This is a genomic window from Pusillimonas sp. ANT_WB101 (genome assembly GCF_008369125.1).
Taxonomy (GTDB): domain Bacteria; phylum Pseudomonadota; class Gammaproteobacteria; order Burkholderiales; family Burkholderiaceae_B; genus Allopusillimonas.
In genome coordinates, this window is record NZ_VOAY01000001.1 from 1 (window position 1) to 12,502 (window position 12,502).

Genomic DNA, 12,502 nt, shown 5'->3' on the forward strand with positions numbered 1-12,502 from the left:
GAACCTTGTAACCTGAGACTCCTTTCAAGTACTCCTCAACTATTGCCTGCTTAAATTCCTCGTCATATTGCGCCATAAAAAACACCCCGAAGGTTGGATGGGTGTCCAACTTTTGGGGTGCAGTTCATAAAGGGGATGGGCATTCATCACATGGCGTAACCCTGTTACCGCCCAAGCAACGCAGCAGTCGCATCCATCTGCGCATGTTCGAAAGCTGCCGCAAAATCATCCAGCTCAAACGCATTAAGCCCCACCTCTTTGCCAAGAGCCACCTCCCGCCAGTTCACAATAGTGGCATAGACCTCGTTCAAGACGGCCAGCCAGGTTTCCTCAAAGGCGAAAGCACTGCTATCACGCCGGCCATGGCGTACGTACACGAGCGATCCGAGCGGCAAGCCAGCGTTGCCGATACATACTCGAACTTGTTGGCGGGTAGGTGCGGCGGTTGCCATCACATTGCTCCTGAAGAGCCGCCTGACTTATTGCGCACTCGCTTGGGCAAGTGCTCGTCCATCAGCGTTAGCCCGATCTCGTCGTTGGGCGTATCTAGCAGATGCTCGAGTGCCTGGATTTCGCCAAATACATGTAACGCACGGGCGAAGAAGTGAATGGGTACGCGCATGTCGCCTTTCTCCATGCGGCGTACGGTGGACAGGGAGGCTCCCATGCGCTCGGCCAGCGAAGCCTGGGAGATGTGACGTCGTCTACGGGCGAGGGAAATGTCGCTGCCTAGTTTAGCGATTGCGCGTTCGACAGGTAGTGGCGTGAATGATTTCATAATAATAACTCTCGTAAGAGTCTTATTATAGTTTAAGAGTTCCATTTAGAGTGCTTAAATACAAATAATGAACCGCCTTGAGACTGTTGCTGTGGCGGCGAGTTTGTCAGATACACTTGACCATGAGCGTGTGCTATATGACTAAGGTCTTGTTTAAAGGCTTCTGCGAGCTATCTGCCCGGCCATACCGTTTCGTCAACTGCAGGTTTCTGATCATCACCTACCGCACTGACCCCTAAAGACTAAATTTTACCGAGGGAACACCATGAAAATGCAAGACAAGGTCGCCATTATTACCGGTTCGGCTGCCGGCATCGGTAAGGAAATCGCCATCACTTACGCGCGTGAAGGTGCCAAGGTGGTAATCGCCGACATGAACAAGGCGGCTGCCGAAGCCACTGCTCAAGAGTTGCGCGATGGCGGCGGACAGGCCATGAGCGTGGCCATGGACGTAACAGACGAGGCGGCCGTCAATGCAGGTGTGGACGAAGTTGTTAAGGCCTGGGGTGGGGTCGATGTGCTGGTGAGCAATGCAGGTATCCAGATCGTGCATCCTCTGCAAGATTTCACGCTGGCTGAGTGGAAAAAACTGCTGGCTATTCATCTTGATGGTGCCTTTCTTACTTCCAAAGCCTGCCTGCCGCATATGTACAAAAGCGGCCGCGGTGGCAGCGTAATCTTTATGGGCTCGGTGCACTCCAAAGAAGCGTCCATGCTCAAGGCACCTTATGTCACCGCCAAGCACGGGTTGATCGGGCTATGCAAGGTCATCGCCAAGGAGGGTGCCGAGCATGGTGTGCGTGCCAACGTAATCTGCCCAGGCTTTGTGCGCACCGCGCTGGTGGAAAAGCAGATTCCCGAGCAGGCCAAAACCCTGGGTATTAGCGAAGCCGAAGTTATTAAAGACGTAATGCTGAAAGAAACCGTCGATGGTGAGTTCACCACAGTGCAGGATGTGGCTGAGGTGGCGTTGTTGTTTGCATCGTTCCCGAGCAATGCGCTCACCGGCCAGTCGCTGGTGGTGAGCCACGGCTGGTTTATGCAATAAACTCGGGCTGTTTATAAAGCGTGGCCTGGCAGCGAGTGCTGCTGGGTGTCACTCCTTGTTATCGTTATTTGGTTTTTGCAGCGGGCAACATCATGATCGACCACCTGGACCATCTCGTACTGACCACTTGCGATGAGCAGGCGTGTATTAAGTTTTACACCGAGCTTTTGGGCATGCGGCTTGAGGAGTTTGGCAATGGGCGAAAGGCGCTGTGCTTTGGCAATCAAAAAATCAATATTCATGTCAAAGGCCGGGAGTTCGAGCCCAAAGCGCATACGCCAGTTCCGGGCGCGCTTGATCTGTGTTTTATTGCCAGCCAGCCTCTTGATGACGTTATCGCGGCATTACAGCAGCGCGGGGCCACTATTATCGAGGGGCCTGTGATGCGCACAGGTGCTACCGGCCCCATCCGGTCTATCTATTTGCGCGATCCCGATCTGAACCTGATCGAAGTATCAGAGTTAAGTCTGTAGCCATGAAGTACGGTTTCCGCAATGCCGCATAGGCCGGTATCCGTAAACGGCGGGTTTCGGGGTTTTGGAGCTTAACGCGTTGCAGACGGAACTGGCCCGGTATCAACAGATACTGCATGAAGCCATGCCGTATCTGTTTTCGGATACTAAAACCTATACGTCGCTGTCATGCAGTGCGCGCAACGTTACCGCGATGAGACCGTCCTGGTTGCCTGTTGCGATAACTGGCAATTATGCTGGTCTCCTGTGACCTTAACGAGTACATATCGCTTATTGGCGTACAGCTGTTCAAGCGGCTTGCCGATGATGCCTGCGGCTTCCATTTGGGTTTTCTTTGGAATCGCCAAGTAAAATGGTGCAGCACACTCAGAGGCCAGCTTCAGTTCGTTTTTCTTTATTTCGTGTACTTTTCCCGCCGAATAAAATTCGGCAGAAAATGGCGGCTTCGACAGGTAAAGCAAAGGTGCTTCAGACGTGTCGTGTTGCTTTACGTAGTGAACCAGGCCGCGCTCAGAGTTGCGCAAATCAGGTTTAACCCACACGACCACACTAAAAATCAACACTACAGTTGGCACAATCGCTGCAACACCGAACAGATTCCGCCGAGACACAACAACTTGTTGGCTTAATTGGTCTGCAAAAATCGCAGCAATTACACTAAGCCCGGCCAGCGAAGGCAGTAAATATGTCCAGAGAATGTTGGCAGAAAAGGTAAAGAATAAGGGCGTGAACAGCACACTGGCCAGCCAATAGCATAAAAATGGATCGTTGCCCACAGCCTTGGTGGCCGAACGCAGGCGCATATTGCGCAGCGCGCCCAGCAACCCTGCCAACAAAGCAATACCCCACGGAAACGAAGCCTGCAACCAGAACAGCCATATCTCGCCGTAGGGACGCCTGTGGGCCGTACCATACAGGTCGCCTTTCCAGCCTGCGTCCAGAAAGCGGCGAAAGTGTTCGCCCACAATAAAGTAATCGAGAAAGCCGGGAGTTTTGATTTCGGCCAAGATGTACCAGGGCAGGCTAAGTGCGGCGGTTAGCACCAGCCCTTTTACCCAAGGTAGCGCCGCCCATAGTGTGGCGGTTTTGCGGGTGAAGGCATACCAGACCACGATGGGCGCAAAGCTCACCACGACGGCCAGAGGCCCTTTGGACAAGAGGCCGATGACTAGGCCTAAGAAGAAGCCATATTGCCACCACAGTGCGCCCCATTTCTTGAACGCACTGCTGGCTTGCGCGGGCTGATTGCCTGTGCCCGCTGCTATCAGGGTGTGATTGTGCACCGCCATGGCAAACGAAATCAGTGACAGCGTGGTTCCAAGTGCCAGAAACGGGTCGGTAAGCACGGCGCCCGAGCTTACGTATACAAGCCCAAACGTGCTGTAGATAATGGCGGCCAGTAGGGCAACACGCGGTGTTTGCAGTGTGCGCAATCCAGCAATAATGATGGCGTTGGATAAAAGCAGACATAGCCATGATGGGAAGCGCGCGGCAAACTCGGTGTAGCCGAACGCCTTCATGGACAGGGCCTGTGCCCAGAATGAAAGCGGTGGCTTGCCCCAGAAGGGTACACCGGGGCTGAACCACGGTGTGATCCAGTCTCCGGTCTGCGCCATGATGCGGGCTATCTCCGCATAGCGTGGCTCGCTGGTGTCATAAAGCGGCACAATGGTCATGGAAAGCAGTGGCAGCAGCAACACGGCCGTCAGCAAAAGCCACGCTGTTTTATTTGTACGTGGCATACGACTTTGTTCCTGCTGTGCTTGCTTTTGCTGTTATGGCTGCGGCTGCTGCGGCGACGGCAGCGGCGGCCGTTGCTGCTGTTTGCGCTTCGGCGTTTGCCGAGGCTGCAGCGCGTGCTGCGTGGCGTCGGCTCACGATGTCACGCACAAGGTAAACAGGGCGTTGCTTGGCCTCGTAATACGTTTTTCCTATGTATTCACCCAGCAAGCCGATGGACAGCAGCTGGGCGCCGCCAAGTATTGTGATCATGGAAATTAATGATGGATAGCCCTGCACAGGGTCGCCCAGTACCAGTGTTTTGATCACTATCCAAAGTGTAAACAGCACTCCGAACAACGCCGTCAGCAACCCGACACCCATCGCGATGCGCAGGGGGACAGTGGAAAATGATGTAATACCCTGAAAGGCCAGGTTAAACAGGCTGAGGTAATCCCATTTGGTGGTGCCTGCCGCTCGCGGCATGCGGTCATATTCAATAACCGTGGTTGGCAAACCGATCCAGGCAAACAAACCTTTCATGTAGCGATTGCGCTCGTTCAACTGCTTAAGCATGTTGACCGCCTTGCGGCTGAGCAAGCGAAAGTCTCCGGTGTCTGCTGGAATGTCCACGTCACTGATGGCATTGAGCACCCGATAAAATTGGTGCGCACTGTATCGCTTGAACCAGGTCTCACCTGCTCTTGACCGGCGACGCATGCATACCACGTCTGCGCCATCTTTCCATGCCTTCAGCATTTTTGGGATGAGCTCAGGCGGGTCTTGCAAGTCGGCGTCCATGATAATGACCGCCTCCCCCGTAGCATGCTCCAGCCCTGCGGTAAGCGCAGCTTCCTTGCCAAAGTTTCTGCTCAGAAACACAGCCGTAACGGCTGGGTCTTTTTTGGCCAGGCTGTTCATCATATGAGGTGTGCCGTCGCGACTGCCGTCATCCACAAGCACCAGCTCATAGCAGACGCCAAGGCTGATAAGCACGCCGGTTAATCGCTCGTGCATCATCATAATGACTTCGTGTTCGTTGTAGAGCGGCACCACAATTGATACTTCTACCTTGCGATCAATGTGAAACCCGGTGCGCCAGTTCTCAATTAATGCATTCATGGAACACCATCCTCTTATAAATGATGAAATTGATGATTGCGACGACAGCAGTCGCGCAGATTTGCGCCATATACAGGCCAAAATGAGCAAACGAAATCAAAAGATAGAAAATGCCTGCATTGACACACCAACCCAAGATCACGGCACAGACATACGCGGGGATGGCCTTGCCGTGCATGCCGTTGCCGCGAAACGTCCAATAAAACTGAAGTACGTAGTTCAAGAATGAGCCTGCAACGGCACCGATGGAGGTCGCCCAGACAGGCTGCATGCCTGCTTTGGCCAGTGCAGCCATGACTGCCCAGTGCAGCAGCGTCGCGAAACCGCCCGATATCAGGAAGTTAAGTACTTGGGTTGCAAGTGATGCGCCCTCGGTCGTGGTCAGACCGGGTTGTTTCTGTGTGTCGCTGTGCGCCGAGTACGCGGAAGGCGAAACAGGTTTCAATGCCGACATTCATTTCTTTTATTAATGCGTTGATGCAAGAATACGAATACGGGCAACAAGAAAGTGTCAATAAATTATCAAGATTTTGTCAAAATCCGATGGCGCACAACATTTTTTGTCTATGGCCCTTAACTGTGCGTATCTTTGAAAGGCTAGATAGGCGCAACATATGGATTGGTGCAACATTGGGCGTTGCAGCTATCGCTGCCCGTCTGGTGGCAGGCTGGAAGGCGAGCAATTGCGTGTGCGCGCTTGCTGGCCGCCCGCCCGCCCGCCCGGCAAGCGGGCGCGTTACGCGCAGCTATCGTGCTGCATCATCGCGCAGATGGAATGCGTATTTGATTCGCTTGTTTGGCGTGGGTGGCGAATAAGTGTGGTCGATGGTCGTGAGCCTTCCGCCGTTAAGCGGCAACGCATGCCAGGCACTGAGTCAGCTGGTGTGCGATCGCCCGTTGATCAACGAAATTAGTCTCTGACGGCTATCAAGACTGCCAGTCAGTCACTGCACCTTCGGGTGTCAGCCGTATTCTTGTTCCGATGGTGTCAGTTTGCGCGATTTCTAGCCCCCAACCCAATCTTTCAGCCATCAAGGTCACAATATAAAGACCCAGGCCGCTAAGCATTAAACCGTCAGCAGAGAGGTTTTTTTCTCCGCGAAGTATTGCTTGCTGCGTGGTGGTCAGCCCTGTTCCTTGGTCTTCAATTTCAACAATGCCTGCCGATATCGTGACCCGGATATTCCCTTTCGTGTGCTGGATGGCATTTTGTATGAGGTTACGCAGCAGCATGCGCACCATGGTGGGGTCGCTGTTCACCGTAAGCGCACCCCTGGCATCAAGTGTTACACGGTCTGCCGCATGAAGGCTGACCTTCAGATCGTCAATAACCTGTTGCGCGGTGGTAATTATGTCAAATATTTCGCGTACCTGGTTGCCCTGCTCACGGCGAGCCAACTTGAGCAAAATATCGACGTTGTCTCTCATTTCGTCGCACGACCTGCGTACCCGCGTCAGTGTCGCGCGGTCGTTTGGGTTTAACTGATCGCGTACTTCCAGAATATCCAGTGCGCCTGACATGACGGCAATAGGCGTGCGCAGCTCATGGCTGGCCAAGCTTAGCAGCGACTGTTCGCGGCGTACGTAAGACTCCAGTTCATCAAGAAAACGGTTAAACGTCGTGGCGATGGAGTTCAACTCGGCATCAACGTAATCGGTTTCCATCCGTGGCATGTTGGCCCCGACTGGAATCCTGCTTATTCTTTCTGAGAGCAGCGTCAGAGGTCTGACAATGCGGCGGCTGCTTAATAATGCGAGTAAGAAGCTCAGCGCAATAATGATCAGTGCAATAAAAACTAGCGCCAGTTGGAATAGCGTCTCGCGCTTTTCAAAGTGCGTAATGTTTTTTGCAACATACAACAGACCGGTGTCGACCGTGCGTATAGTGATCAGGTAGGTTTCACCCTCAAGTTCGATTTCTTCTGAGTAATTGTCTGGAAGACCACGAAATACACGCGGCAACACAGCAGGGCGGGGCTTGTCGTTGGGCACAAAAACAACTGCAAGATTGGGCGATTCCCACTGCAGCACGTCATCGCCTGTGTGGTTCATTAATATGAAGTCGCGTTCTTGTGCAAACTCTACCTCTAGCATGGTGCTTTCAAGGTCTTCGTTGACCAGCATCACGGTCACAACCATAGCAATCATGCTGATTACGCTTACCGTTAAGATGGCGCGATAAATTCTGAGCGAAATCGATTTTCGAGTCATCAGCTTTCTGTGCCCGGCGCAATAAGCCTGTAGCCCCGGCCATGCAAGGTTTTGATCATGGGGTAGTTGAACGTCTCTTGCAGCAATTTACGAAGCGAGTACACATGTGTGCGCAGTGTATTCATGTCGACCTCGCGCTCACCCCATACGCTGTCCTGAAGTTGGGTGTAGGAAACAAAATCAGGATACGTCTTGATCAGCACTTCGAAAATACGGGCAGCTGTGCCGGATAGCTCGATTTTAATACCATTGTCGGTGCGCACCGCGAACGAACCGGGGTTAAAGTGAATGCCGGGTATGCCAATTTCTGGTGTCTTGGAAAAACCCGCTTTGCGCCGGTAAAGCGCATCCACCCTTAATTGCAGTTCGCGCAAATTGAACGGTTTGACCAAATAATCATCGGCACCCACCGTAAACCCCTGCTCTTTATCCTGCATCTGGTCTTTGGCGGTCATCATGATGATGGGGGTAGAGCAGTGCATGTCGCTGCGGATGCGGCGGCATACCTCAAAGCCCGAGACGCCAGGCAGCATGACATCGAGAATGATGACGTCGTATTCGTTTGTGGCGATTAAATGTATCGCCGTCAAACCATCTGAGGCAAAATCAAGTATGTATTGGTTGTCGTCAAAATACTCCAGCAGGTTGGCTGCCAGGCCGGCATGGTCTTCTACGATGAGCATGCGTATAGAGTGCTTTAGAGACATGAATAAGTTTTCTGGGTGATGGGGGCGTCAGGTGAAGAAAGACCAAGCCCGGGTGCGAACTTAAGACGTGGCCTCTCGCAGTTATATACCAATAGATATCAATTGTTTATCAAATCAATATCAAAATATTTTCAAACTGTCAGGCTTTTTGCGCTGACTCAGGCACTTTCTCGCTCAACGACTCGTTCTTCAGAAGCAGCGTAAGAACAATCGACAGCAAGGCGATGGCAGCAGCAAGCATGTACACATTTTGAAATGACTGTTCGGCGATCTGCAACAGGCCGGTGCTGTCAATGTTGCTGTTGTCTGCGCCCGCATGAGTGATCAACGAGTTGATGATATCGGCGCCGTTCAGCTTGTCGCCAAACGCGTTTGCGCCGGCGCGCAGCCAGCCCAGTAAAAAGGCCATCAACAGCGCAATACCCATTGCGGCGCCCAGCGAACGGCAAAATGCGGATACCCCCGTCGCCACGCCTACATGGCGGAAAGGCACGGCGTTTTGTATGGCAACGGTTGATGTGGGTAGTTGCAGGCCTATGCCTAGACCAATAAAGGTCAAGCATAGTGCCGTGAAGAAGGTGGAGCTTGGCGATGAGAGGGCCAACAAAAAGGTCGCTACCGGTGCCATCAGTGCGCCCGTTAGTTGGATATGCTTGAACGTACCCCAGCGCGTCATGAGCCTGCCGCCGATTAAGGCGCCCAGAGGCACAGAAAGCGACAAAGGTATAAGACGCAGGGCGGCACCGTCAGCCCCGACTGAGGTCAGCATTTGAAGCTCCAGTGGCACCAGCACAGTTAGCGCGACTAGCTGCACAAACGCGATAAACAGAATAAGGCAGGAAATGGTAACTGTTCTGATGCGGAAAAGGCCCAGCGGGATAATAGGTTCGGCCGTGCGTCGTGCATGCCAGACAAAGGCAGACAGGCTGACAAGCGTGATGACGATCAGCCATGTGTTGATATTATCGAACCACGGCGTACCCTGACCGGTGCGTGTGATCGCCAGCAGCATGGCGCTTAGCCCTGCCGTGAGCAAGCCGGCACCCAGGTAATCAACCGCGCGTTTAACGTGGGGCACATGCAGTTTGGCCAAGGCGCGACGTGAAATCAGCAGCGCTACCAGGCCTATGGGCAAGTTGATCCAGAATACCCAGCGCCACGACAGATAGGTGGTTAATACCCCACCAAGAACGGGCCCGGAAACGCTGGCCACCGCAAACGCACCGCTTATATACGCCTGGTAACGACCCCGGTCGCGCGGGCTGACTACATCAGCAATCGTAGCCTGAGCCACTGATATCAAGCCGCCTCCGCCCAGGCCCTGCAGAATGCGGGCCCCAACCAGAACTGGCATGGTGGGTGCCAGCGCGCAGGCTACAGAGGCCACCAGAAAAAGCACAATGGCGCTGGACAGTACGATACGTCGTCCATAAAGGTCGCCCAGTTTGCCGTAAATGGGCGTAGCAACTGCCATGGCGATCAAATAACCCGATACCACCCACGCCAGCAGGCTGATGCCATCCAGATCGGCAGCCATTTTGGGTAAGGCGACCGAAATAATTGTCTGATCCAGCGCACCCAGCAAAATCGCCAGCATTAAGCCAATGATGATGGAGCGGATGTCATCATGGTTTAGAGATTGAGGAGGGGAAGAAGAGGCTGCTGATGACATGGGCTACAACGTGATTAATGTGGGCGAAGTTGATCAGTATATGCTGGCATGTTGCTTTGGAGGAGTAGGCCACCGCAGGCAGCCCGTGTAAGTGCCTTGAGAGCGGCTGGGTAAGGGGCGGCGTATGCGTCAGTGTGGGGGATCGACAACATGGTCGCAACCACTGATGCTAACTCTGATCGCCGGCGGTGGCGCTCCACGGGCATTGGGCATTCAGCACATGGTGCAAGCCGCCTGCAACTCGCCCTTGGCCTTAATTAAAGCAGCTTGATACGCTGGTTCTTGCCCTTTACTGTCAGCATGCCCAGGCGGCGAACCGTTGCGTGGGCGATTTTGCGGTCGAGCGCCACGTAGCTGACTTGTTCGGTAACATTGATTTTGCCGATTTTGCTGGGATCAACGCCGCCTTCTCCGGTAAGCGCACCCAATAGGTCACCCGGGCGCAGCTTTGCTTTCTTGCCACCCAGTACCAGCAGGGTTGCCATGGGGGCTTGCACAGCATGGTCACTTGTACGCTTTAGCGCACTAAGCTTGCTCCAACGCAGTGGCATGCCTTGGTATGCCTCAATTTTTTCGGCCACATGTTTTTCTTGCGGTGCACACAGGCTAAGGGCCAGACCGTTTTCGTTGACGCGGCCAGTGCGCCCTATGCGATGTACATGTACCTGTGGATCGCGGGCCAGTTCAACGTTGATGACGGCGCCCAGCAAGGGGATATCAAGCCCGCGCGCGGCGACATCGGTGGCAACCAGCACGTTACAGCTCTGGTTGGAAAACTGCATGAGCACGTCATCGCGGTCACGCTGGTCTTTGTCGCCGTGCAGGGCAAGCGCGCTAAAGCCTTGCGCCCGCAGGTAGTCGGTAAGCTGCGCGCACTGAGCCTTGGTATTGCAAAATGCCAGGGCCGACTCTGGCCGGTAGTGGCCAAGCAGTTGCGCGGTGGCCTGGTAGCGGTACTCGTCGTCAACTTCGAAAAAATGCTGTTCGATTTGTACTTCGGTGTGTTGCGTGTCGACTGTGACACGCACGGGGTCGTTAAGAAAACGGTCGGCATCGTCGCGAATGGTGGCAGGGTAGGTGGCCGAGAACAACAGGGTTTGGCGCTTTACGGGGCAGGCGTTAACAATGTCGACCACGTCGGGGAAAAAGCCCATGTCAACCATGCGGTCGGCTTCGTCCAGCACCAGGGTGTGTACGCCAGACAAGTCCAGGATTTGCCGGTCGAGCAGGTCAAGAATACGGCCTGGCGTGCCAACGATAATGTGGGCGCCATGTGCCAGCGATTCAATTTGAGGCCGGGCCGAGGCGCCACCCGTTAAGGTCAGTACTTTGACGTTGCCGTGGGCGCGAGCCAGACGGCGCAGCTCTATGGCAACCTGTTCGGCAAGCTCGCGAGTAGGGCAAATAACCAGTGCTTGAATCGAAAACCTGGCGGGGTTCAGCCTGTGCAGTACCCCAAGCCCAAACGCAGCTGTTTTGCCACTGCCTGTTTTGGCCTGTGCAATGAGGTCGCGGCCCTCGAGAATGGCCGGCAGGCTTTCGGCCTGTATGGGTGTCATAGCCTCGTAACCCATTTGCGTCAGGTTGGCGAGTTGAGCCGGAGATAACGGCAGGGTAGAAAATGCGGGCGAAGACACGGTACGGACCACCAAATTAGACAATATGAAAGTCTAGCACTGCTTTGGTGGTAGCCGTGCCCGCGTAGGCCTTCTTTGTGTAATACATAGACATACGCGGTCTGTATTGTGGTTTCAGGCCACGTATGCGGGCCGGAGGTAAGTGAACGGGCTTTACGATTTTTTGTTACGCGCGCCGCCTTGGCGGGCTTTGAAGCGGGGGTTGGATTTGCATATAACATAAATGCGACCGCGCCGTTTTACAACTTGGCAGTCGCGGTGGCGTGTTTTGGCGTCTTTGAGGGAGGAGAGAACCTTCATGGCGAGTATGTGTAAGAAGAAAAGGACGTTGCAAGGAGCTTGGGCGAAACTGAAAGAGAAACACTGCGGCTGGGGTTATAACTAAGCATGCTCGTTTTTTCAGCATCTACGTGATGTTATAACATAACAATTACTAGCTGAGTCTGTTTTCTTAATCTATATGAACGGAGTTTTTAATGATCATCGATGACAGTCTGCGTCAGATAAGCACACAGACGCTGGGCCACTATGGCGATAATGCAGAAAGTTTTCGTGCAGGCACGCTTGGTCATGATGTCAGCCAGAATATCGACGCGCTGTTGCGCCACATTACTGCTGCCGCCCCATATACCGTGCTTGATCTTGGTTGCGGGCCTGGGCGCGATCTGAAAACGTTCTCGTCTCTGGGGCACAAGGCCATTGGCCTGGATGGCTGCCCACGGTTTGTAGAGATGGCGCGGGCTGATTCAGGCTGTGAGGTCTGGCATCAAAACTTGTTTACGCTTGATCTGCCCGCCGGCTATTTTGATGGCGTGTTTGCCAACGCCGTGCTATTTCATGTGCCGGCACAGGTGTTACCGCGTGTGCTGCTTGAGCTGCACGCCACCCTCAAGCCAGAGGGCGTTTTGTTCTGTTCCAACCCGCGTGGTCAAAATCAGGAAGGCTGGAACGGTGACCGTTATGGTGCGTACCATGATTGGCCCAGATGGAGCGCATTATTGATAGAGGCCGGGTTCCAGCCTATTGAGCACTACTATCGCCCGCCAGGGTTACCAAGAGACCAGCAGCCCTGGCTGGCCAGCGTTTGGCGGCGCCCGGCGCAAGCGCTTTAAACGTTAACGCCTCTTGGTTTGCA

Annotated in this window: 13 protein-coding genes; 3 read left to right on the forward strand and 10 right to left on the reverse strand. The window is 53.9% G+C overall.

The annotated features are described in order from the left end of the window. Positions 1–164: 164 nt before the first annotated feature. Both FQ179_RS00005 and FQ179_RS00010 read right to left on the reverse strand, forming a co-directional pair. Entirely contained in the window at positions 165–452 is a 288-nt protein-coding gene (locus tag FQ179_RS00005; RefSeq protein ID WP_149395248.1) for a hypothetical protein, read from the reverse strand. After that, a complete protein-coding gene (locus FQ179_RS00010; protein ID WP_149395249.1) occupies positions 452–778 on the reverse strand; it encodes a helix-turn-helix transcriptional regulator in 327 nt (108 codons plus the stop codon). Before FQ179_RS00010 ends, FQ179_RS00005 begins: the two co-directional genes overlap by 1 nt. Before the next feature lie 265 nt (positions 779–1,043). Here FQ179_RS00010 and FQ179_RS00015 point away from each other — a divergent pair, with 265 nt between their 5' ends. Together FQ179_RS00015 and FQ179_RS00020 are read left to right on the forward strand one after the other, a co-directional pair. Further along, positions 1,044–1,826: a 3-hydroxybutyrate dehydrogenase gene (locus tag FQ179_RS00015; RefSeq protein ID WP_149395250.1), complete on the forward strand. Its 783-nt coding sequence runs from the start codon at positions 1,044–1,046 to the stop codon at positions 1,824–1,826. 92 nt (positions 1,827–1,918) lie between these two features. Then, positions 1,919–2,299, forward strand: a complete 381-nt coding sequence (locus FQ179_RS00020) for a VOC family protein (RefSeq protein ID WP_149395251.1) — start codon at positions 1,919–1,921, stop codon at positions 2,297–2,299. 185 nt (positions 2,300–2,484) lie between these two features. On the opposite strand, the gene FQ179_RS00025 is transcribed toward FQ179_RS00020, so the two are convergent. The 8 genes from FQ179_RS00025 to ykgO all read right to left on the reverse strand — a co-directional run bounded on the left by FQ179_RS00025 (position 2,485) and on the right by ykgO (position 11,667). Then, on the reverse strand, positions 2,485–4,041 hold the full coding sequence (locus tag FQ179_RS00025; RefSeq protein WP_149395252.1) for a glycosyltransferase family 39 protein: 1,557 nt from the start codon (positions 4,039–4,041) through the stop codon (positions 2,485–2,487). Then, positions 4,025–5,140, reverse strand: a complete 1,116-nt coding sequence (locus tag FQ179_RS00030; RefSeq protein WP_149395253.1) for a glycosyltransferase family 2 protein — start codon at positions 5,138–5,140, stop codon at positions 4,025–4,027. Before FQ179_RS00030 ends, FQ179_RS00025 begins: the two co-directional genes overlap by 17 nt. Beyond that, positions 5,124–5,594: a GtrA family protein gene (locus tag FQ179_RS00035; RefSeq protein ID WP_149395254.1), complete on the reverse strand. Its 471-nt coding sequence runs from the start codon at positions 5,592–5,594 to the stop codon at positions 5,124–5,126. The genes FQ179_RS00030 and FQ179_RS00035 overlap by 17 nt, the downstream gene beginning before the upstream one ends. Positions 5,595–6,067: 473 nt before the next feature. Beyond that, positions 6,068–7,351 carry a HAMP domain-containing sensor histidine kinase gene (locus tag FQ179_RS00040; protein ID WP_149395255.1) on the reverse strand — a complete coding sequence of 428 codons (1,284 nt, stop codon included), beginning with the start codon at positions 7,349–7,351 and terminating at the stop codon, positions 6,068–6,070. Next, positions 7,351–8,058 carry a response regulator transcription factor gene (locus FQ179_RS00045; protein ID WP_149395256.1) on the reverse strand — a complete coding sequence of 236 codons (708 nt, stop codon included), beginning with the start codon at positions 8,056–8,058 and terminating at the stop codon, positions 7,351–7,353. Before FQ179_RS00045 ends, FQ179_RS00040 begins: the two co-directional genes overlap by 1 nt. A gap of 139 nt (positions 8,059–8,197) precedes the next feature. Next, a complete protein-coding gene (locus tag FQ179_RS00050) occupies positions 8,198–9,730 on the reverse strand; it encodes an MDR family MFS transporter (RefSeq protein WP_149395257.1) in 1,533 nt (510 codons plus the stop codon). A 257-nt stretch (positions 9,731–9,987) separates the two neighbouring features. Continuing rightward, positions 9,988–11,367, reverse strand: a complete 1,380-nt coding sequence (dbpA, locus tag FQ179_RS00055) for an ATP-dependent RNA helicase DbpA (protein WP_149395258.1) — start codon at positions 11,365–11,367, stop codon at positions 9,988–9,990. Between the two features lie 153 nt (positions 11,368–11,520). Further along, positions 11,521–11,667 (reverse strand): type B 50S ribosomal protein L36, encoded by a 147-nt coding sequence (ykgO, locus tag FQ179_RS00060; protein WP_149395259.1) that lies wholly within the window; start codon positions 11,665–11,667, stop codon positions 11,521–11,523. A 176-nt stretch (positions 11,668–11,843) separates the two neighbouring features. Here ykgO and FQ179_RS00065 point away from each other — a divergent pair, with 176 nt between their 5' ends. Further along, a complete protein-coding gene (locus tag FQ179_RS00065; RefSeq protein WP_149395260.1) occupies positions 11,844–12,479 on the forward strand; it encodes a bifunctional 2-polyprenyl-6-hydroxyphenol methylase/3-demethylubiquinol 3-O-methyltransferase UbiG in 636 nt (211 codons plus the stop codon). Positions 12,480–12,502: the final 23 nt, after the last annotated feature.